The 21,416-nt window shown below is 66.4% G+C and carries 20 protein-coding genes; 3 read left to right on the top strand and 17 right to left on the bottom strand.

Going from position 1 to position 21,416, the window contains the following annotated elements:
• Positions 1-142, top strand: a 142-nt coding sequence (locus DFP89_RS16325; RefSeq protein WP_147273323.1) for an integrase core domain-containing protein, incomplete at its 5' end; no start/stop codon positions are given.
• Positions 143-450: 308 nt separating this feature from the next.
• Here the strand turns inward: DFP89_RS16325 and DFP89_RS16320 are convergent.
• The 16 genes from DFP89_RS16320 to DFP89_RS16245 all read right to left on the bottom strand — a co-directional run bounded on the left by DFP89_RS16320 (position 451) and on the right by DFP89_RS16245 (position 18,689).
• Positions 451-2,715 (bottom strand): adenosylcobalamin-dependent ribonucleoside-diphosphate reductase, encoded by a 2,265-nt coding sequence (locus tag DFP89_RS16320; protein WP_114350453.1) that lies wholly within the window; start codon positions 2,713-2,715, stop codon positions 451-453.
• 126 nt (positions 2,716-2,841) lie between these two features.
• Positions 2,842-3,492, bottom strand: coding sequence for a DsbA family oxidoreductase (locus tag DFP89_RS16315; RefSeq protein ID WP_114350452.1), 651 nt, complete (start codon positions 3,490-3,492; stop codon positions 2,842-2,844).
• Positions 3,493-3,736: 244 nt separating this feature from the next.
• The gene (recN, locus tag DFP89_RS16310; RefSeq protein ID WP_114350451.1) at positions 3,737-5,386 is read right to left on the bottom strand and encodes a DNA repair protein RecN; all 1,650 of its coding nucleotides are present in this window, start codon (positions 5,384-5,386) and stop codon (positions 3,737-3,739) included.
• Between the two features lie 30 nt (positions 5,387-5,416).
• Positions 5,417-6,259, bottom strand: a complete 843-nt coding sequence (locus DFP89_RS16305; protein ID WP_114350450.1) for an outer membrane protein assembly factor BamD — start codon at positions 6,257-6,259, stop codon at positions 5,417-5,419.
• Between the two features lie 131 nt (positions 6,260-6,390).
• Entirely contained in the window at positions 6,391-7,329 is a 939-nt protein-coding gene (gene lpxC / locus DFP89_RS16300) for a UDP-3-O-acyl-N-acetylglucosamine deacetylase (RefSeq protein WP_114350449.1), read from the bottom strand.
• Between the two features lie 234 nt (positions 7,330-7,563).
• Entirely contained in the window at positions 7,564-9,246 is a 1,683-nt protein-coding gene (ftsZ, locus tag DFP89_RS16295) for a cell division protein FtsZ (RefSeq protein ID WP_114350448.1), read from the bottom strand.
• Between the two features lie 219 nt (positions 9,247-9,465).
• Complete coding sequence (gene ftsA / locus DFP89_RS16290) at positions 9,466-10,800, bottom strand: cell division protein FtsA (protein ID WP_114350447.1); 1,335 nt, start codon at positions 10,798-10,800, stop codon at positions 9,466-9,468.
• A 21-nt stretch (positions 10,801-10,821) separates the two neighbouring features.
• Entirely contained in the window at positions 10,822-11,841 is a 1,020-nt protein-coding gene (locus tag DFP89_RS16285; RefSeq protein ID WP_114350446.1) for a cell division protein FtsQ/DivIB, read from the bottom strand.
• Complete coding sequence (locus tag DFP89_RS16280) at positions 11,829-12,752, bottom strand: D-alanine--D-alanine ligase (RefSeq protein WP_181870366.1); 924 nt, start codon at positions 12,750-12,752, stop codon at positions 11,829-11,831. The genes DFP89_RS16285 and DFP89_RS16280 overlap by 13 nt, the downstream gene beginning before the upstream one ends.
• Before the next feature lie 130 nt (positions 12,753-12,882).
• Positions 12,883-13,803 carry a UDP-N-acetylmuramate dehydrogenase gene (gene murB, locus DFP89_RS16275; protein ID WP_114350454.1) on the bottom strand — a complete coding sequence of 307 codons (921 nt, stop codon included), beginning with the start codon at positions 13,801-13,803 and terminating at the stop codon, positions 12,883-12,885.
• 63 nt (positions 13,804-13,866) lie between these two features.
• A complete protein-coding gene (locus DFP89_RS16270; RefSeq protein ID WP_114350444.1) occupies positions 13,867-14,148 on the bottom strand; it encodes a hypothetical protein in 282 nt (93 codons plus the stop codon).
• A gap of 190 nt (positions 14,149-14,338) precedes the next feature.
• Positions 14,339-14,725, bottom strand: coding sequence for a hypothetical protein (locus DFP89_RS16265; RefSeq protein WP_114350443.1), 387 nt, complete (start codon positions 14,723-14,725; stop codon positions 14,339-14,341).
• 10 nt (positions 14,726-14,735) lie between these two features.
• Entirely contained in the window at positions 14,736-15,011 is a 276-nt protein-coding gene (locus DFP89_RS16260) for a DUF2484 family protein (protein ID WP_114350442.1), read from the bottom strand.
• The gene (murC, locus tag DFP89_RS16255) at positions 15,008-16,435 is read right to left on the bottom strand and encodes a UDP-N-acetylmuramate--L-alanine ligase (protein ID WP_114350441.1); all 1,428 of its coding nucleotides are present in this window, start codon (positions 16,433-16,435) and stop codon (positions 15,008-15,010) included. The genes DFP89_RS16260 and murC overlap by 4 nt, the downstream gene beginning before the upstream one ends.
• Positions 16,432-17,523 carry a UDP-N-acetylglucosamine--N-acetylmuramyl-(pentapeptide) pyrophosphoryl-undecaprenol N-acetylglucosamine transferase gene (locus DFP89_RS16250; protein WP_114350440.1) on the bottom strand — a complete coding sequence of 364 codons (1,092 nt, stop codon included), beginning with the start codon at positions 17,521-17,523 and terminating at the stop codon, positions 16,432-16,434. Before DFP89_RS16250 ends, murC begins: the two co-directional genes overlap by 4 nt.
• Complete coding sequence (locus DFP89_RS16245) at positions 17,520-18,689, bottom strand: FtsW/RodA/SpoVE family cell cycle protein (RefSeq protein ID WP_114350439.1); 1,170 nt, start codon at positions 18,687-18,689, stop codon at positions 17,520-17,522. Before DFP89_RS16245 ends, DFP89_RS16250 begins: the two co-directional genes overlap by 4 nt.
• 229 nt (positions 18,690-18,918) lie before the next feature.
• On the opposite strand from DFP89_RS16245, the gene DFP89_RS16240 reads away from it, so the two are divergent.
• Together DFP89_RS16240 and DFP89_RS16235 are read left to right on the top strand one after the other, a co-directional pair.
• Positions 18,919-19,782 carry an ATPase gene (locus DFP89_RS16240; RefSeq protein ID WP_114350438.1) on the top strand — a complete coding sequence of 288 codons (864 nt, stop codon included), beginning with the start codon at positions 18,919-18,921 and terminating at the stop codon, positions 19,780-19,782.
• On the top strand, positions 19,782-20,705 hold the full coding sequence (locus DFP89_RS16235) for a homoserine O-succinyltransferase (RefSeq protein ID WP_114350437.1): 924 nt from the start codon (positions 19,782-19,784) through the stop codon (positions 20,703-20,705). Before DFP89_RS16240 ends, DFP89_RS16235 begins: the two co-directional genes overlap by 1 nt.
• Here DFP89_RS16235 and lepB read toward each other — a convergent pair.
• Positions 20,702-21,367 (bottom strand): signal peptidase I, encoded by a 666-nt coding sequence (lepB, locus tag DFP89_RS16230; protein WP_114350436.1) that lies wholly within the window; start codon positions 21,365-21,367, stop codon positions 20,702-20,704. The genes DFP89_RS16235 and lepB overlap by 4 nt on opposite strands.
• Positions 21,368-21,416 lie beyond the last annotated feature (49 nt).

The raw sequence follows: 21,416 nt of genomic DNA, 5'->3' as shown, positions 1-21,416 counted from the left end.
CTACAGCCTCCGCGAGGCGCAGATCATCATCGAAGAATGGAGGAAGCACTACAACACCAAACGCCCGCACAGCGCATTAGGATACCGCCCACCAGCCCCAGAAAGCCGCATCCCGATGGACCAGAGGCTGGTCATGCACTAACAATCAAACTGGACCACCGAAGTGGGGCTGATCACTGCCAGCGCTCTAACCGGAGAATTTCGCCAGTTTGCTGATCAGGAATCCGGCTGATCAATAATCCACCGTCCTGTCGCTTCAAGGGGCCGTCCATTTGGGCGGCCCTTTTTTGCTGCCATGAGTGTGGCATTCACACGCAATGTGCATATTATGGTTGGGGAATGTGCGAGTTTGCGGCCTTTCCTACGATATTACTCTCATTTTCCGGGAAATGTTGTGGGCGATGTTTGAATTATGGTTGCCGTCACACCCGTCATGGCAGTAGCTTTCCGCTAGCCGCATTCGGAATAGCCACAGCTGGGGCAGGTCTTGCAGCCCTCGATCATCATCATCCCGAACTGCCCGCAAGAGGGGCATGCAGGACCCAAGGGGCGCTCGGCCTTGATCATCACCTCGGCCTTGGGGTCGGATTTCAGCCCCATGCCCTCGCCCGCCAGAAAGCCCGTGGCGACCATGTGGCGTTCGATCACCCCGCCGATGGCCGCAAGGATCGAGGGCACATAGCGCCCCTCGATCCAGGCGCCGCCGCGCGGGTCGAAGACGGCCTTCAGCTCTTCGACCACGAAGCTGACATCGCCGCCGCGCCGGAACACGGCCGAAATCATCCGCGTCAGCGCCACGGTCCAGGCGAAATGCTCCATGTTCTTCGAGTTGATGAATACCTCGAAGGGGCGGCGCTGGCCGGCCTGCACGATATCGTTGATGGTGATGTAGATGGCGTGTTCGCTGCCGGGGAATTTCAGCTTGTAGGTCGCGCCCTCCAGCGTGGCGGGGCGGTCCAGCGGTTCGGTCAGATAGACGACCTCGGCGCCGCGATCCCGTTCCGGGGCGGCCTCGGTCTTGTCGCTGACCGACAGCACCGAGCCGGTCACGGCATTCGGGCGATAGGTGGTGCAGCCCTTGCAGCCTTGATCCCAGGCGGCCAGATAGACGTCCTTGAAGTCCTCGAAGCTGATATCCTCGGGGCAGTTGATGGTCTTCGAGATCGAGCTGTCCACCCATTCCTGTGCAGCCGCCTGCATGGCGACGTGGTCCATCGGTGCAAGGGTCTGGGCATCGGTGAACCAGTCGGGCAGGGGTGCATCGCCATTGAGTTCGCGCCAGATCCGGACGGCGTAATCGACGACCTCTTCCTCACGCCGCGAGCCGTCCTTTTGCAGGACTTTCCGGGTATAGGCATGGGCAAAGACCGGCTCGATGCCGGAACTGACATTGCCGGCGTAAAGGCTGATCGTGCCGGTCGGCGCGATGCTGGTCAAAAGCGCGTTGCGGATGCCGTGGCGGGCCACCGCGTCGCGCACGTCGCCGTCCATGCGCGCCATGAAGCCCGAGGCCAGGAATTCATCGGCGTGAAACAGCGGGAAAGCACCCTTTTCCCGTGCCAGATCCGCGCTGGCCAGATAGGCGGCGCGGGCGATGGCATGCATCCAGACCCGGGTCTGCTCGACCGCGTCGGGCGCGCCATAGCGCAGGCCCAGCATGACCAGCGCATCCGCAAGTCCGGTGACGCCCAGCCCGATGCGGCGCTTGGCCTGTGCTTCAAGCGCCTGCTGGGGCAGCGGAAAGCGCGAGGCATCGACGACATTGTCCATCATCCTGACCGCGACGCGCACCAGATCGTCCAGTGCCGCCATGTCCAGCCGGGCGTCAGGGGTAAAGGGCGCCTCGACCAGCCGCGCGAGGTTCACGCTGCCCAGCAGGCAGGCGCCATAGGGCGGCAGGGGCTGCTCGCCGCAGGGGTTGGTGGCGGCGATGGTTTCGGTATAGGCCAGATTGTTCAGCTGGTTGATGCGGTCGATGAAGATCACGCCCGGCTCGGCATAGTCATAGGTCGCGCGCATGATCCTGTTCCACAGATCGCGCGCGGGCAGGGTGTGAAAGACGCGGCCCTCGAATTGCAGATCCCAGGGTGCGTCGTCCCGGACCGCCTGCATGAAGGCATCGCTGACCAGAACCGACAGGTTGAACATGCGCAGCCTTGCGCTGTCCTGCTTGGCGGCGATGAAGGCCTCGATATCGGGGTGGTCGCAGCGCATGGTGGCCATCATCGCGCCGCGCCGGGCGCCCGCCGACATGATGGTGCGGCACATCGCGTCCCAGACATCCATGAACGACAAGGGCCCCGAGGCATCCGCCGCGACTCCGTGGACCGGCGCGCCCTTGGGGCGGATGGTGCTGAAATCATAGCCGATGCCGCCGCCCTGCTGCATGGTCAGCGCGGCCTCTTTCAGGGCCTGGAAGATGCCCTCCATGCTGTCGGGGATGGTGCCCATGACAAAGCAGTTAAAGAGCGTCACCTCGCGCCCGGTGCCGGCACCGGCAAGGATGCGGCCGGCGGGCAGGAAACGGAAATCCTCAAGCGCGGCGTAAAAGCGGTCCTCCCACAAGGCGGGGTCGGCCTCCATGCGCGCAAGGTCGCGGGCGACGCGGCGCCAGCTATCCTCGACCGACAGGTCGATGGGCGTACCATCGGCCTGTTTCAGCCGGTATTTACTGTCCCAGATCTGTTCGGCGATGGGGGCGGCGAAGCGGGTCATGATCTATCCTTGGGCGCGGTCTCGGGCCGAGGATAACAGATAATCACGACATGGCGCGGGTTGAAGTCCGCATCGTGGCTGGCCGTCGCGCGACCGAAAGGTCAGCCCCGAAGCAGATGCGCCCGATCATTTCCCGGTCAGCTCGTCGATGACGTTTTGCCACAAGGCGGCGGGCTGGGCGCCGGTCACCACATGGCTGTCGGCGACGATGAAGGTCGGGACCGAGGTGATGCCGCGTTCGCGAGCATGCAGCTCCCGGCGCTGGACCTCGTCGCGGTCGGCGTCAGAGGCCAGCAGACGGCGGATCATCTCGCCCCGCATCCCGGCCTTTTCGCCGATGGCGACCAGAACATCCGGGTTCGCGAGGTTCTGCCCCTCGCGCCAATAGGCCCGCATCAAGGCCGACATGACCGGTGTCTGCACCTCCTCGAGCCCCGCCCAATAAAGCAGGCGATTGGCGTTGAGCGTATTCGGCACCCGTTCGATCAGCGAGGGATTGATCCAGAGGCCAAGCCGCTCAGAGGCCTCCATGACCGGCTTCATCGCCGCGATGATGCCGGCCTCATTGCCGAATTTCATCTTCATGTAGGCCGTATAGGGCATGCCGGCGGGCGGCATCTGCGGGTCCAGCCGAAAGGGTTGCCAGGTGATGGCAAAGGGGTGGCCGGGGCGGGTCTCAAGCGCGCGGTCAAGTTCGGCCTTGCCGATCAGGCACCAGGGGCAGACCGGATCGGCGAAGATGTCGAGGCGGATCTGTCCGGTGGCGGCGGCGGTCATGGGCTGTCCTTTATCTGGGTCTTGATCTTGTGCAGAAGGCGTCAAGCGGCATCATGTCACCGGCGCAGGGCGGCGTCGAGCCGCCGCGATCATGCGTCCGCCCCCGGCGGGCAAGGGCCGCGGCGCAGGTCATCGCGCGGCATGGCCGGGTTCGGCGGATCACTGAAAACAAGATTGTTGAGATCGGAAACCATCAGGACCGGGCCATATGGTGACGTCCTGACGGCAGGGGCTTGCGCGTCGCCTAGGCGCGGCCCTCAAGCAGCACCTTGGCCGCCTCTTTGGCGGCGGGGGTGATTTCCTCGCCGGCCAGCATGCGGGCGATTTCCTCGATGCGTTGGCTGTCGGTCAGGGCCGCGACCTCAGATGTGGTCATGCCGCCCTCCACCGATTTCGCCACCCGGAAGTGATTGCCGCCCAAAGCCGCGACCTGCGGGCTGTGGGTGACGACCAGCACCTGCGCCCCCTCAGCCAGCCGGGCCAGACGCCGGCCCACCGCATCGGCCGTCGCGCCGCCGACACCGCGGTCGATCTCGTCAAAGATCAGCACCAGCGCGTCATTGCCGCGCGCCAGACAGACCTTCAGCGCCAGCAGAAAGCGCGAAAGCTCGCCCCCCGAGGCGATCTTGTCCAAGGGGCCAGCCGGCGCACCGGGGTTGGTTGCAACGGTAAAAGCCACCGCATCGCGCCCCTCGGGGCCGGGCTCGGCCTCGGCCAGCCGGGTCTCGAAAATCGCGCGCTCCATCTTCAGGGGCGCAAGTTCGGCCGCCATCGCGGCATCTAGCCGCTTGGCGGCCGCCACCCTTTCGGCGGTCATCGCCAAGGCTGCCTTGTCATAGCCTGCGTCAGCCGTGGCGACCGCGTCAGTCAGCCGGGCAAGGTTGCCCTCGCCCGCGTCGATGCGGCCAAGACGGGTGCGCAGCGTCTCGGCCAGTCCCGCCAGATCGTCGGCCAGAACGTCATGCTTGCGCGCCAGCGCCCGCAACGCGAAAAGCCGCTCTTCGGTGGCCTCAAGGTCGCGCGGGTCGAAATCCATCGCCTCCAGCGCCGCCTCGACGCCGGATACGGCCTCGCCTAGCTCGATCAGTGCCCGTTGCAGCGCGCCTGCGGGGGCTTCAAGCCGGCCCTCGGCCCGCTCGGCGGCACCGTCCAGCCAACGCGCGGCATCCAGCATCGCCCCCTCGGCCCCGTCAGAGCCCAGAGCCTGCAAAGCACGGGCGACATCGGCGCGGATGCGCTCGGCCCCCTGCATGGCGCGGCGGCGGGCATCCAGTTCCGCCTCTTCTCCGGGCTGCGGGTCGAGCTTGTCGAGTTCAGCGACGGCGTGGCGCAGGAATTCCTCTTCACCCCGGGCGGCGGCCAGGGCGGCCTCGGCTTCGGTAAAAGCCGCGCGCGCCTCGCGCCGGGCGGTCCATGCGGCGCGCAGGGGGGGCAGATCGACACCGGCGAAGGCGTCCAGCAGCAGCCGGTGCCCGCGCGGGTTCAGAAGTCCGCGATCGTCATGCTGGCCATGCAGTTCCACCAGCGTTTCCGACAAGAGCCGCAGCACCTCGCCCGAGGCGCGGCGGTCATTGATCCAGCCGGTCTTGCGCCCGTCACCGCCATTGACGCGGCGCAGGATCAATTCGTCCGAGACGGGAAAGCCGGCCTCGTCCAGAACCGTGCGGGCGGGATGGCCGGCAGGCAGGTCAAAGACCGCCGTGACCTCGCCCTGCGCGGCACCAGCGCGCACCAGATCGGCGCGCCCGCGCCAGCCCAGCACGAAACCCAGACAGTCCAGAAGGATCGACTTGCCGGCCCCGGTCTCGCCGGTCAACACGTTGAGGCCCGGCTGGAAATCAAGTTCCAGCCGGTCGATCAGCAGCATGTCGCGAATGTCCAGCGAACGCAGCATCGCCCCACCTGTCGGCGCGTCAGCGCCCCGTCACAGCCACTTGCCCTGCACGACCTGACGATAGACCCCGGTCAGCCAGCTGTCGCCCTTGGCCTGCGGGCTGAGACCATGACCGCGCAGCTGCGCATAGGCATCGACATAGAAGGGTGAGGACTTGAAGTTATGGCCCAGAATCGCCCCTGCCGTCTGCGCCTGATCGTTCAGGCCAAGCGCCAGATAGGCCTCGACCAGACGCATCAGCGCCTCGGGCGTATGGGTGGTGGTCTGGTATTCCTCGACCACGACGCGGAAGCGGTTGATGGCGGCCGTATAGTGCCCGCGCTTGAGGTAATAGCGCCCGATCTCCATTTCCTTGGCCGCCAGATGGTCGAAGGCCAGGTCGAATTTCAGGATCGCCGAGCGCGCATATTCGCTGTCGGGATATTCCTCGATCACCTCGCGCAGCGATTGCAGCGCCTGGAAGGTCAGGCCCTGGTCGCGGCCGACCTCGTCGATCTGGTCATAATAGCTGAGCGCCAGCAGGTATTTCGCATAGGCCGCGTCCTCGTCGCCCGGATAGGTGTCGAGGAACCGCTGGGCGGCGCCGCGCGCCTCTTCATAGTCATGGGCGCGGTGATAGGAATAGGCCTGCATGATCAGCGCCCGCTTGGCCCATTCGGAATAAGGGTAAAGCCGCTCGATCTCGGTGAAGTATTTCACCGCGTCCTTGGGCTTGCCGGAGTTCTCAAGCTCGTATTCGCCGCGCTTGTAGATTTCCTCGGCGGTGAAATTCTCGAACGATTCGGACGTATTGCCGCCGCCACCGCCACATCCCGCCAGAAGGCCGACCGACAGCACAGCCGCGACCAAGTACCCCGATCTGAAGACTGTCATTCTACCCTGCCCGTCAGAATCTTACGCCGCCCCGCAGGGATATGCCTGCACAGCCCGGACGTCCTAGCACAGAAAATCTGGCTGCGCAAAATGCCAAAACCGGAAAAAATTCGCTGTGCGGACCGCCGCCTTCAGGCGAAGGCCAGCTCATGCACGCGCGGCGCGATCCGCGCGCCCGAGGCAACAACCCCGGCGCCCGGAAGCTGCTGCTCCATCGCCGGGGTCAGGGTCACCCATTCCCAGGCGTCGGGCGCGGCAAACAACGCCCGCAGCAGCTTGTTGGTCATCGCGTGACCGGCACGGTGCCCGGTATAAAGCGCCAGCAGCGGCGCCCCCGCCAGACCCAGATCGCCCACGGCGTCCAGCATCTTGTGGCGCACGGCTTCGTCGGCGTGGCGCAGGCCGCCGGGCGACAGCACCTTGTCGCCATCGATCACAACCGCGTTCAGATAGGTCCCGCCAAGCGCCAGACCATTCTGCTGCATCTGGATGACATCGGCCTGACGGCAGAAGGTGCGGCTGTCCATCAGCTCATGCACGAAGGTGCCGTTGGCCATGTCCAGCTGCTTTTCCTGATGGCCGATCGCGGCATCGGTGAAGTCGATGTCGAAATGGATCTGCAGGTGATCGGCGGGCGAGAGCCGGGCGAAACCTTCGCCGACCCGCACCTCGATGGGGCGCAGCACGCGAATCGCGCGCAGCGGCGCCAGCTGGCGGCGCAGGCCAGCCTCAAGGATGCCTTGCACGAAGGGCGCCGACGAGCCGTCGAGGATCGGGATTTCCGGCCCGTTCACCTCGACCACGGCATTGTTGATGCCGGTGCCGATCAGCGCGGCCATGACATGTTCGACCGTCGAGACGGTGACGCCCTGGCCATTGTCCAGAAGCGTGCAAAGCTGCGAGGGCGTCACATGGTCCCAGCGCGCCGGAATGCGGACGCCGTCCAGATCGGTGCGGACGAAGACGATGCCGTGATCTGCAGGGGCCGGCAGGATCGCCAGCCGGACAGCCGCACCCGAATGCAGTCCCACACCGCGGAACCGGGCTTTCTGAGCAATTGTCGTCTGCATGAGTCTGCCTGCCGTTTCAGAATTCGCTATGCATCCAGGGACTGTCCCCCGCTGCTGATCCTCAGTTAGGCACGCACCCCCCGTCACTCAATTAACGAATTGTAACGGCATGTAACAATCGGACCGGGACTCCGGCGCCTTTGCGCCGCAGCGCGGCAAACCTTTAAGATTCAAAAGAAAAAGGACCACCGAAGTGGTCCCTCTTGGTTTATCGTCATAAAAAACGTGAACGGATCAGTTTGCCTGACGGCGCAGGAAAGCCGGAATTTCGACATTGTCGTCAGCGCGGTCCGGGCTGGCCAGATCGTCGAAACCGGCATCGAATCCGCTGCGCGAGCGCGAGGCGACGCGTTCGTTCACGCGCTCGGCGATGGTCGCCGGGGCGGGTTTCTCGGTCGGCTCGGCATGGCCCGAGATGCGCTCAAGCATGCGCGACAGGCCGGCCATGCGGCCGGGATTGGCGCGCGGGGCCTCGGGTGCGGGCTGCTGGGGTTGCGCAGCCTGACGGCTTTGCGCGGCGGCGGCCTGACGTTCGGGTGCGCGCTGCACGGCGGCGGCCAGACGCTGCATCACCGCGTCCGAGGGCGTGCCGGCGGGCGCTTGCGGCGCACGGCGGGTCGGCGCCAGGAAACCGCTGGCGTCACCGTTCAGCATGTCAGCCTGCGACGCGGGGGCGGGTTGACGCTGCTCGGGCTGGCGCTGTTCCGCCGGCTGATAGGCCGGGCGCGGCATCATCTCTTCCTCGTCATAGCGGGGCGCGTCATAGCGCGGCGCCGGGGCGGCGGCCTGCTGCGGGCGCGGGGCCGGCTGCTCGACGGTCTCGGCCACCGGGGCCGAGCGGCGCGGCGGCACCGGCAGATCTTCCTCGGCGGGCTTCTGGGCCACGACCGGGTTCTGGGTCAGCGGCTCTTTCATGCCACGGCGCGGCGCGGGGATCTCGGCCACAGCCGCATCGATGCCGGTTGCCACGACCGAGACGCGGATGGCGCCGTCCAGCGACGGGTCCAGCGTCGAGCCGACGATGATATTCGCGTCGGGATCGACCTTTTCGCGGATTTTTTCGGCCGCCTCGTCCATTTCGAACAGGGTCAGGTCATAGCCGCCGGTGATGTTGATCAGCACGCCCTTGGCGCCGTTCAGGCTGATTTCATCCAAGAGCGGGTTGGCGATCGCCTTCTCGGCGGCCTGCACGGCGCGGTTCTCGCCCGAGGCTTCGCCGGTGCCCATCATTGCCTTGCCCATCTCGTCCATCACCGCGCGGACGTCGGCGAAGTCGAGGTTGATCAGGCCCGGACGCACCATCAGGTCGGTCACACCCTTGACGCCCTGATAGAGCACGTCATCGGCCATGGCGAAGGCTTCGGTGAAGGTGGTCTTTTCGTTGGCCAGACGGAACAGGTTCTGGTTCGGGATGATGATCAGCGTGTCGACGACCTTCTGCAGGGCCTCGACGCCCTCCTCAGCCTGACGCATCCGCTTGGAGCCTTCGAACTGGAAGGGCTTGGTCACCACGCCGACGGTCAGGATGCCCATCTCGCGCGCGGCCTGCGCGATGATCGGGGCGGCGCCGGTGCCGGTGCCGCCGCCCATGCCAGCGGTGATGAAGCACATATGCGCGCCCATCAGGTGGTCAACGATATCCTCGATGGTTTCCTCGGCGGCTTTCGCGCCGATCGAGGGCTTGGCGCCCGCGCCCAGACCTTCGGTCACTTTCGGACCGATCTGGATGCGCTGGTCGGCCTTGGAGGATTGCAGCGCCTGCGCATCGGTATTCGCGACCACGAATTCCACGCCCTCAAGCTGCTTGTCGATCATGTTGTTGACCGCGTTGCCGCCTGCCCCACCCACGCCGAAAACGGTGATGCGCGGCTTCAGCTCCTGGTCATCGTTCAGCATCAGATGGATCTGCCGTTCCATGTCTCGCCTGCCCTCGTAATGTTTGCGCCGGACGTGGTGCCCGGTCGAATCCCCTAGATTGGCTCGAGCCTAGCCAGATTCGCGTCGAGCGTCACCCGAAAAACACGGGAGACCCACAAAATATGGCGGTTTGGCCGCTAAGTATCGGCGGTATATTGCCCATTCTCCAGCATCTGGTGGGGGGATCAACCGCCACCACCGCATCGGCGTTTCGCTCAACTACCAGTTGTTGCGAAACCAGCGATAGGCACGGCGCAGGCTGCGCGCCGGATAGTGTTCGGTGGGCATGTCGAAATCCCACCATTCGTCCTGCGGATGCGCCGTCAGCAGCGCCAGCCCGATGGCCGACGAGAAGCTGGGCGCGGTCGCGTTATGGGGCAGGCCCTGAATGCGCAAAGGTCTGCCGATGCGCACGCTTTGCCCCAGCATGCGCGAGGCCAGCACGTCCAGACCGGGGATCTGGCTGCCGCCGCCGGTCAGCACGATCTGACGAGAAGGCATGAAATCAAAGCCGGCTGCGTCCAGAATCTCACCCACTTTCTCAAGGATTTCCTCGACGCGGGGGCGCATGATGCCGATCAGGTCGGCGCGGCTGACGGCACGGCGGTCGGTGTCCCAATCGCCGGTCTCGCCGCCCAGTTCGATCATCTCGCGGTCGTCGCGGCCGGTGGCCTCCAGCCCGCCATGCAGCGTCTTCAGCCGCTCGGCCACGGCATGGCTGACGCGCAGGCCCTTGGCGATATCCTGGGTGATCAGCTCGCCGCCGAATCGCACCGCATCGGCAAAGATCATGTGCTTGCGGATAAAGACCGAGACACCCGTGGTGCCGCCGCCCAGATCGATGCAGGCCGCGCCCAGTTCCTGCTCGTCCTCGACCAGCGCCGCCAGCCCCGAGGCGTATGAGGCCGAGGCCACCCCCGCCAGCTCCATGTCGCAGCGGCGGATGCAATGCACCAGATTGCCGGCGGCGTCGCCGTCGATGGTCAGCACATGCATGTCGCAGGCCAGCTTGTTGCCCGACTGGTCGCGCGGGTCCGACAGGCCCGAGCGGCCATCGATGGCGAAATTGACCGGCTGGGCGTGCAGCACCTCGCGTCCACGGCCGAAATCCGGCACGTCGCAGGCGCCCAGCACCCGGGCCACGCATTGTTCGGTCACCTTGCCCGCGCTTAGCGAAATCTCGCCCGCCAGCCCATAGGACGCGGGCCGCGCGCCAGAGATGCAGGCGATGACGTGATCGACGCGGACCCCCGCCACCTTCTGCGCCGACTGGATGACGGTGCGGATGGCGCGCTCGGTCTCGGCCATGGTCTCGATCTCGCCATAGCGCATGCCGCGCGAACGGGTATGGGCGGTGCCGATGACGCGGAAATTCGACTGGCCGGCCATCGGGCCGACACCATCGGTTTCGCGGAACTGGCCGGGGCCATCGAATTGCAGCACGAGGCAGGCGATTTTCGAGGTGCCGATGTCAAGAACCGCGATCACGCCGCGCTGCATGGCCTGACGGCGCATGCTTCGCATGGCCCGCTGACCCTGACAAAGATCCCTCATTTCCCCCGCCCTCTCAATGTATTACCCGTTATTCTTCGAATTTTTATCGGTCTTTTTCGCGATTTCCGGATCGATCGGCTGACCGTTCGCATCCAGCTTTGGCTGGCCCCGCGCGACGCGGATGGCGTTTTGCGCCTCAAGCCCCAGCCGCACCACCGGGCGCGCGGCATGGCGCAGATCGATCACGGCAATATCGCGGTCCAGCATGCTTTGCGCGCGATCCAGCGCGATGGCGCGTTCAAGCGCTTGCAGGGCATCCTCGGCCGGCAGCTTGATGCGCTGGCCACGGTCCAGAACCACGTCCCAGCGCCGTTCCCCCACCCGTTCCAGCCCGCGCAGGCGCGGCAGGATCGGACCGGCGGCATCGATCAGCGCCAGCGCCTCGGCGGCGGCGCGGTCGGCCCCCTCACCCGCGATGATCGGCAGATCGCCCCGCACCTCGCGTGAGGTGGCCGAGGCGACACGATGGCCGGTCTTGTCCAGAAGCTCGATCCCGCGCGCATGGCGCCACATCACCACCGGCACGCGTTCCGTCACCACGGCCGACAGGATGCCGCCGGGCTTGATGCGCAGATCGACCGCCTCGACGGCATCGAGCTTCAGCACCCGCTCGCGCAGCGTGTCCAGATCGATGTCAAAGCTGGACGCCGGCAGATCCACCGGCACCATGGCCCGCAACCCCTTGTCCACCACCGGCGAAGCGCCCTCGATGGTCATCATCTTGACCATGAAAGCCTCGCGGTGCTGGACCTTGTCCACGATCCCGTCGATACCGCCGGTCAGATTGGCGCGGCGCGTCTCGTCCGAGAGCCAGATCCCCGCGACCAGCGCCGCCAGAAAGGCGGGAATGCCGATATGCACCAGCCGGCGCACGATCGGGCGCAGCATCATCCGGTTCAGCCGGTAAGCCAACCGCGAGGGCGCCGGGTCGCGGCGCTGCACGCGCTGCTGCGCGGGCGCAGGCCGCGCGGGTACGGGCCGGGCCGGGGCGGGACGCCCGCCTTCACCCTGCATGCGGCTGAACGGGTTCAGTCCCTGCATAGCGCCTCCTCGACGATCCAGCGGCACAGCGCCGGAAAGTCCATGCCGGCATGCGCCGCCTGTTCGGGCGCCAGCGAGGTCGGCGTCATGCCGGGCTGGGTGTTCGTCTCAAGGATGATCAGCCCGGCCAGACCGCGGCTGTCATCCCAGCGGAAATCGGTCCGCGACAAGCCCTGACAGCCCAGCAGCTCATGCGCGCGCACCGCATAGTCGCGGCAGGCCTGGGCAATATCCTCGGGGATTTCGGCCGGGATCACGTGGCGCGAGCCGCCGGGCTTGTATTTCGCGTCGTAATCATACCAGCCGGTGGTGATGATCTCGGTCACGCCAAGGGCGCGGTCGCCCAGCACGGCCACGGTCATCTCGCGCCCCGGCGCGTAGGTTTCGACCATGACGCGGGCGGGCATCTGGTCGGACAGTTGCGGCGGCGCATCCGCCGCCTCATGGACCAGATAGACGCCGACGGAGGAGCCTTCGTTATTGGGTTTCACCACATAGGGCGGCGGCAGGACGTGGCGGGCGCGCACCTCGTCGGCAACGGCGATGACGCTTTCGACGACCGGGAGCCCGGCCTCGCGGAAAAGCTGCTTGGTGCGCGACTTGTCCATGGCCAGCGCCGAGGCCAGCACGCCCGAATGCGTATAGGGGATGCCCAGCCATTCCAGCAGGCCCTGAACGCAGCCATCCTCGCCCCAGCGGCCATGCAGCGCGTTGAAGACCACATCCGGCGCGATTTCGGCCAGACGCGCGGGCAGATCCCTGCCCGCATCCAATTCGGTGACTTCATAGCCCGCTTGCCGCAGCGCCTGCGCGCATTCACGCCCGGACGAGAGGGAAACCTCGCGCTCGGCCGAGGGTCCGCCCATCAGGACCACGACTTTCGGGGCTGTCCTGCTCGACCTGCCCGCCAATGTACTTGCCTCATTCACCCGGTTGATCCGGGTCATTATGCAGGCAGGATAGCCGGTCGGACGGAATCGCAAAAGTCCCTTTTCGCCCTTTGGGCGATATTTTCGGGACAAAACCGGGGATTGCGGCGGATTACGGCGCACCCACGCGGATGACTTCCCATTGCAGGTCGTGGCCGCTGGTCTCGCGCACGCGCTGGCGCACCAGTTCCCCCAGCGCCTCAAGCTCGGCGGCGGTGGCGCCATCGGCATTGAGCAGGAAGTTCGGATGCTTTTCCGACATCTGCGCGCCGCCCAGCCGATGGCCTCGCAGGCCGGCGGCGTCGATCAGGGACCATGCCTTCAGCTCAGGGCTGTCATCGGCGCGCCCGGTCGAGGAAAACCCCGCCGGGTTGCGGAAGGTCGAGCCGGCGCTGCGATCTTTCGTCGGCTGGCTGGCATCGCGCCGCGCCAGCTGATCGGCCATTTTCGCAGCCAGTTCAGCGGGATCGCCCGGATCGGCGCGAAAGCGCGCCTCGGTCAGGATCCAGCCTTCGGGGATCTCGGAATGGCGATAGGCCAGGCGCAGGTCGGCGGCGGCAATGTCGTGAATGCCGCCGTCGCGCGCCACGGCGCGGACCGAGATCAGGTGATCGGCGACATAGGCGCCATAGCAGCCGGCATTCATCCGCACCGCCCCGCCGATGCTGCCCGGAATGGTGCGCAGGAAGGTCAGGTCCAACCCCGCCTCGGCCGCCTTGCGGGCCACATGCGCGTCCAGCGCGGCGGCACCGGCGATCACCGTTTCCCCTGCGATTTCAATGCCGTTGAAACCGCGCCCCAGCCGGATCACCAGCCCGCGAATGCCGCCATCGCGCACGATCAGGTTCGAGCCGACCCCGATCGGAAAGACCGGTACGGAGGCGTCCAGATCGCGCAGAAAATCCGCCAGATCCTCGGGATCGGCGGGCTGGAACAGCCAGTCGGCGGGTCCGCCCACACGCAGCCAGGTCAGATCGGCCAGAGGGCGGTTCGGGGTCAGGGTGCCGCGGGGGGTCGGAAGTGTCTGGGTCATGGCGCGCTGGTAATCGGCGTTGCGCGGGGCGTCAATGCGGCGCGCATTGCGCGGGTGCATCCCTCAGGCAACGATCCGCATGCGATGCTGCCATGCGCCCAGAATCGCGCCCAGAACCAGCGACATGAAGGCCGGCAGCAGCACGAAATAGATCGTCAGCGTATGCTGGCCGGCAAGTTCGGGTGCGATATCAGGGCGCGCGGTGATCCAGCCATAGATCATGACGATGGCACCGACGATCAGGCTGGCCCAGAACACCCCCAGCCCGTAGCGGCGGCCCAGATACCAGGCAGCGATCCCCGGCAGGGTGAACGCGGCAAGGGTCGGCAGGATGAGGTCTTGCATCGGGTCCTTGGCCTTGTGGTTGAGTTGGTGGCGTCAGGGTAGCCCCGCAAGGGCCATGCAGCAAGCGCAGAGCCGGGACTGCGACAAGGTGAAACAGGGGAAGGGCGGCGCCCGGGCGGGCGGGTCGGGCAGAATGAGGGCCGCGTACCAAAACGATCGCTCCCCGGAGCGGGGACACAGGGCGCGGCCCCTACTCCAGCGCGCTCAGCACCACCGCGATCAGCGCAAGGGCTGAAAACCCGATCAGGTCCCATGGCGCGGGTGTGGGCGCGGGGCGCAGCAGGGTGGACGAATCCTCGCGGCCAAGCCAGCGCCAGGCCAGCCGCAGCACCGCGCCCAGAACCAGTCCCGAGGCGATGCAAAGCAGCCCAAGGCCGAACAGATAGCCGACGATCCCTGACAGAAATCCCCCCGTCTTCACCTCCGAGATCGCCGCGCATAGCCCCGCCCCAGCCAGCAGCACCACAAGGATTGCCACAAGCGGCGCATAGGAGCGGGCTGCGATGCGAAGGGTCGCGCTCCAGCAGGCCAGTCCGGCAAGAAACACGACGACCGCCAAGAGCGCATAGATGATCAACTGTCAGCCCCTAATGCGCGCCGCGCTGGGGATGGTGGCGGCGGCGGCGCAGGGCCTCGACCGGGGGCCAGACCAGAAGCGACAGGCCCAGCAGCAGGAACAGGACCCCGCAGGCCGGACCGCCCAGATAGGTCAGCCAGCCCAGCACCGGCACGCCGCAGATCACCAGCACCCACAGCGCCACATAACGCCAGCGCAGGCGGATAAAGGGCATCAGGCAGGCCGCCGCCACCCAAAGCACGGCGGCAATCACGGCGAGCAGCGGATGCGTGGCAAGCAGGCTCACGCCGCTTTCCCCTGCAACCTTTCCGGCAGGCCATTGGCCCAGGCCGAAATGGTGCCGGCGCCAAGGCAGACGACCATGTCGCCGGGACGGGCCTGTTCGCGCACCAGCCGGGCAAGGTCCTCTTCGTCCATCACGGCGCGGGCATGGCGGTGGCCATGGGCGATCAGCCCGGCGACCAGATCGTCGCGCGAGGCGCCGGGGATGGGGTCCTCGCCCGCCGAATAGACCTCGGCGATGGCGACGACGTCGGCCTCGTTGAAGCAGGTGCAGAAATCCTCGAACAGGTTCGAGAGGCGCGAATAGCGATGCGGCTGGTGGACGGCGATGACGCGGCCCCTGGTCGCCTGACGGGCGGCTTTCAGGACGGCGGCGATCTCGACCGGGTGGTGGCCGTAATCGTCGATGATGGTGACGCCATTCACCTCGCCCACGCGGGTGAAGCGGCGGCCGACCCCGCCGAACTTGGCCAGCGCCTCGCGGATCTGGGCGCGTTTCATGCCCAGATGGCGGGCGACGGCCACGGCGGCCAAAGCGTTCGAGACATTGTGATCGCCGGGCATGGGCAGGGTGCAGCCCTCGATCACCGGGGCTTCGCCGTCATTCAGCTCGGCCTCGCCCTGCAGGGCGATGTCGAAATGCGCGATGCCGTTTTCGTAATGCAGGTTCAGGGCGCGCACATCGGCCTGGGCGTTGAAGCCGAAGGTCACGATGCGGCGGTCGCTGATGCGGCCGACCAGCGACTGCACCTCGGGGTGGTCGGTGCAGCAGACGGCAAGGCCGTAAAACGGGATGTTCGAGACGAAATCGTGGAAGCCCTTGCGCAGCGCATCGAAGCTGCCCCAGTGCTCCATGTGCTCGGGGTCGATATTGGTGACGATGGCGATGGTCGCGGGCAGGCGGTTGAAGCTGCCGTCGGATTCGTCGGCCTCGACCACCATCCATTCGCCGGCGCCGGCGCGGGCGTTGCTGCCGTAAGCGTGGATGACGCCGCCGTTGATCACGGTGGGGTCGATGCCGCCCGCATCCAGAAGCGTCGCGACCATGGTCGTGGTCGTGGTCTTGCCATGCGTGCCGGCGATGGCGACGTTGGACTTCAGGCGCATCAGTTCGGCCAGCATCTCGGCGCGGCGCACCACGGGCAGGCCACGGCGGCGGGCTTCCTCAAGCTCGGGATTGCCCTTCTTGATCGCGGTCGAGATGACGACCACGCCCGCCTCGCCGATGTTTTCGGCGCGCTGGCCCTCGAAGACGGTGGCGCCCAGCTTTTCCAGCCGGTCGGTGATCTTGGACTTTTTCGCGTCCGAGCCCTGCACCTGGTAGCCCAGCGTCATCAGCACCTCGGCGATGCCGGACATGCCGATGCCGCCAATGCCGATGAAATGAATGGGGCCCAATTCGCCCGGGAGTTTGGTCGCTGCGTTCATCGGGTCAGTTCCGTCACTAGATCTGCAAGGCGCGGGGCCGCGTCGGGGCGGCCCAGCTTCAGCGCGGCAGCGGCCATCGAGGCGGCGCGGGCGCTGTCGGAAAGGATATCCCGCATGTCGCGCCTGAGGCTTTCGGCGTCAAGCACGGATTCGGGCAAAACGACCGCCGCACCGGATTCCGCCACGGCCCGCGCATTGGCGGTCTGGTGGTCGCCGGTCGCGGCGGCAAAGGGAATAAGGATCGCGGGCCGCCCGATCACGGTGATATCCGCGATCGAGGAGGCCCCTGCCCGGCTGACCACCAGCTGGCATTCGGCCAGACGGCGCGGCACGTCGTCGAAAAAGGGCTGCACCTCGGCGGTGATGCCGGCGCGGGCATAGGCTTCGGTTACACGGGCGGCGTCCTCGGCCCGGGCCTGATGGCTGACATTCAGGCGCGCGCGCATCTCGTCCGGCAGGCCCGCGATGGCCTCGGGGACCTGATCCGAGAGCACCCGCGCGCCCTGGCTGCCGCCGATCACGAGCAGGTTCAGCACCCCTTCGCCCGGGGGGTGATAGGGGGTGGCGGCCATATCCAGCACAGCGCGGCGCACCGGGTTGCCGGTATGGATGCCCTGCACGCCCGCTGGCAGCACGGTCGGCCATGTGCCGCAGGCCACGCGGTCCACGCGGCGGGCAAAGCCCGCATTCACCCGGCCCATGACACCGTTCTGTTCATGGATCATGCGCGGGATCTTCAGCAGATAGGCCGCCGACATGGCGGGAATGGTCGGATAGCCGCCAAAACCCACCACCACGGCCGGGCGGTCGGCGCGAAACGCGCGGATCGCCGCCAGAACGCCCGCACCGATGCGGAAGGGCACGGCAAGTTTCGCCGCCGCCCCGCCACGCGCGGTGGTGGCCGAACTGACCACCTCGCGCACCACCTCGAGGGGAAAGGCGCCGGCATAACGGGCGCCGCGCTCATCGGTGGAGAGCTTGACCCGCCAGCCCTGCGCCAGCAGCGTCTCGGCCAGCGATTGCGCCGGAAACATATGGCCGCCGGTGCCCCCGGCGGCGATCAGGCAGAGAGGCGCGGCGGCGTTCATCCCCGGCCCCGTCCCAGAACGTCGCCCATCCGTCCCTGCGGACGCGCGCGGGTCAGCGCCAGAAGCATCCCCACCGCGATCCCCGAGGCGATCACCGACGAGCCGCCATAGCTGACAAAGGGCAGCGTCATGCCCTTGGCGGGCAAAAGCCGCACGGCCACGCCCATGTTGATCAGCGCCTGCACGCCAAAGGCGCAGGCAAGCCCGGTGCCGGCGATGCGGGCAAAGGGGTTGCGTTCATCTTGCAGCCTGAGCAGCGAGCGCACGACGATGGTGCCGTAAAGCAGGATCACGGCGATGACCATGATCAGGCCGTATTCCTCGGCCGCGACGGCGATGATGAAATCGGTATGGGCGTCCGGCAGCGACCATTTCACCGTGCCCTCACCGACGCCGACGCCAAAGAAGCCGCCCTCCTGAATGGCGTTCCAGGCGTAGCCAAGCTGGGTGCGCGGATCGACATCGGCGATCAGAAAGCCATCGATGCGGCGGGCAAAGTGGTCCGAGGCGCCATAGGCGAAGAACCCGCCCAGCACCGCCGCGCCCATCACCCCAAAGAGCAGCATCAGCGGCGCGCCGGCGATGAAATACATCACGCACCACGAAAACAGCACCAGCGAGGCCTGACCGAAATCGGGCTGCAGGGCCAGAAGCACCACGGTCAGCGCCGCCAGCACCGCCGAATAGGCCCGGCCGGGCGGGCCGCCGACCTCTTGGCTCGCGGCCATGAACCAGGCGCAGATGACGACGAAACAGGGCTTCAGGAACTCCGAGGGCTGGACGGACATGCCGCCGGGCAGCCGCAGCCAGCGCACCGCGCCCTTGCCGAAATCGGTGCCGATAAAGGGCAGGACCAGAACCACCAGAATCGCGGCCGCAAAGCCCGCAACGCCGATGCGCCGCACCGTGCGCGGCGAAAAGGTCGAGACCACGACCAAGGCCACCAGCGCCATACCGCCGAACACCGCCTGCCGGATGACGTAATAGAATTGCGGCAAGCCGTTCTTTTCGGCCAAGGGCACCGAGGCCGCCAGCCCCAGAAGCAGCCCGATGGCGAAAAGCCCCAGCACGCAGGCCAGGGACCAGCGGTCCACCGTGCGCCACCAGCGTGGAAGAATCGGATCACCCGCCCGCACGGGCGTGGTGCCAAAGACCATCTCGGTCATGGGATTACCGCCGTCACTGCCTCAATACATTGCCCGTTTTCCGGGTCTGAGGCGAATCATAGCCTGAATATATGGGCCGCGCTACAGCGGATTCGTCGCCGGGGCGAGAAACGCCGCCCACCCAAAAGGGGGCGCACCCCCCGGAACAGCCCGACGCTCCCCGGCGCCGGGGACTTCCCTAAGCGCCCACATGCGCTTAACTAACCCCGGACGACAGCAAGGAGCGCCCATGCTTTACAAGACCAAAGCCGAATGGCTGGCGGCACCGCGCAAGCGGGTGCTGTTTTTCGGCATGTCGGGTCTGGGCAAGACGCATCTGGCCTCGATGCTGCGCATGACCGGGGAATGGTTCCATTACTCGGTCGATTACCGCATCGGCACCCGCTACATGGGCGAGCTGATCGCCGACAACTTCAAGCGCGAGGCGATGAAGGTGCCGTTCCTGCGCGAATTGCTGCTGTCGGATTCGGTCTATATCGCCAGCAACATCACCTTCGAGAACCTCGCGCCCCTGTCCACCTATCTGGGCAAGCCCGGCAGCGTGACCCGGGGCGGGCTGGAATTCGAGGAATACATGCGCCGTCAAGACCAGCACCGCAGCGCCGAGATCGCGGCGCTGCTGGACAGCGGCCATTTCATCCGCCGGGCGCAGGAAATCTATAATCTGGGGAATTTCGTCTGCGATTCCGGCGGCTCGGTCTGCGAGGTGGTGGACCCCTATGCCGCGCAGGATCCGGTTCTGGACGCCTTGCAGCGCGAATTGCTGCTGATCTGGATCAAGGGCTCGGACGCGCATACCGAGGAACTGGTGCGCCGTTTCGACCGCGCGCCCAAGCCCATGTATTACCAGCCCGATTTCCTGGACCGGGCCTGGACGGATTACCGCGTCGAAAAGGGTCTGCGCGAGGATCAGGTCAACCCTGACGACTTCATCCGCTGGACCTATGCCCGGGCGCTCGCGCATCGCCAGCCCCGATACGAGGCCATGGCCCGGCGCGGCGTGACGGTTCTGGCCGAGGAAGTCGCCGGGATCAGGACGCCCGAACAGCTGATCCAGCTGATCGGCAAAGCCATCGACAGAAAGGACGCATGATGCCCATTACCCTGCCCAATGATCTGCCCGCCTTTGACATCCTGTCAAACGAAGGCGTCATGGTCATGTCGCCGGGTCGTGCCGCCATGCAGGACATCCGGCCGCTGCGCATCGCGCTGCTGAACCTGATGCCGAAAAAGATCCAGACCGAGAACCAGTTCGCCCGGCTGATCGGCGCCACGCCGCTGCAGATCGATTTCCAGTTGATCCGCATGTCGGACCATGAAAGCCGCAACACCGCCGCCGATCACATGCAGTCCTTTTACCGCCGCTTTGCCGATGTCGAGGCGAGCGGCGAGAAATTCGACGGCCTGATCATCACCGGCGCCCCGATCGAGCACCTGCCCTTTGAGGAAGTGACCTATTGGGACGAGCTGACGCGGGTTTTCGACTGGACGCAAAGCCATGTGCATTCGACCTTTGGCGTTTGCTGGGGCGGCATGGCCATGGCCTGGTATTTCCACGGGCTGATCAAGCACCCGCTGGACCACAAGGCCTTTGGCTGTTTCCGCCACCGCAACCTGTTCCCGGCCAGCCCCTATCTGCGCGGCTTCTCGGATGACGTGCTGGTGCCGGTGAGCCGCTGGACCGAGGTGCGTCAGGATCAGGTCGATGCCACGCCGGCACTGAAAACACTGATCGCCTCGGATCAGGCGGGACCGTGCCTGCTGGAAGACGCCAGCCACCGTGCGCTGTATGTGTTCAACCACTTTGAATATGACAGCACGACGCTGAAGGACGAATATGACCGCGACGTGGCGGCGGGCAAGGCGATCAACGTGCCGGAAAACTACTATCCCGATGACGACCCGACCCAGCCGCCCAGCAACCGCTGGCGCAGCCATGCGCATCTGCTTTACGGCAACTGGATCAACGAGATCTATCAGACGACCGAGTTCGACCTGACAAAGATCGGCGGCTAGGGCGCGGGCGCCGGCGCGACGATCATGGCGCCGACCACCCGCGCCAGCGGCACCATCCCCGGCCCGCCAAGCTCCGGGCCGATACGGCTGTCCATGGCGTTGTCGCGATGGTCACCCATGACGAAGACATGCCCCGCAGGCACGGTCACTTCGGCCATGTCGTCGGTCATGCTGCCCGGTCCGGCATCCAGAACCTCGTAGCTCGCGCCACCGGGCAGCGTCTCGCGAAACCGCGCGATGGCACAGGGGCCAGCACCGTCGCACCCCGCCACCGAACCCGCGTCCTTCGCCGGCATCTCGACATCGGCAAGCGGCTCCTGCCGGGCGGCCACGCCGTCGATCACCGGCACCCCGGCCATCACGGCGATGCGCTGACCCGCTGTCGCGACGACACGCATCAGGTGATCGGTCCCGGCATCGGTCTGGTATGAGATGACCGCCCCCGGCACCGCGCCCTTGGCCCCCAGCCTCACCCTCAGGCAGGTTCCGGCCCGCAGCCCCGGCGCCATGGCCTCGCTGCCTTGGCGATACATCTTTTCCTGTCCCAGCGCGCAAAGCGGACAGATGCACAGCCCCTGCGCCAAGGCCGCGCCGCCACCCGGAACCCCAAGCCCCGGCATCAGCGCCAGCGCCAGCATGCCAGCCATTCGTCGTGAGAGCATCGTCGCGCCTTGTCTCGTTCCCGTTCCTGACCATAATCGCCAGCGTCAC

The sequence above is a fragment of the Paracoccus lutimaris genome, assembly GCF_003337565.1.
Classification (GTDB): Bacteria; Pseudomonadota; Alphaproteobacteria; order Rhodobacterales; family Rhodobacteraceae; genus Paracoccus; species Paracoccus lutimaris.
Note: the sequence above shows the minus strand (reverse complement) of the source record. Positions and strands in the feature narration are given on the sequence as shown.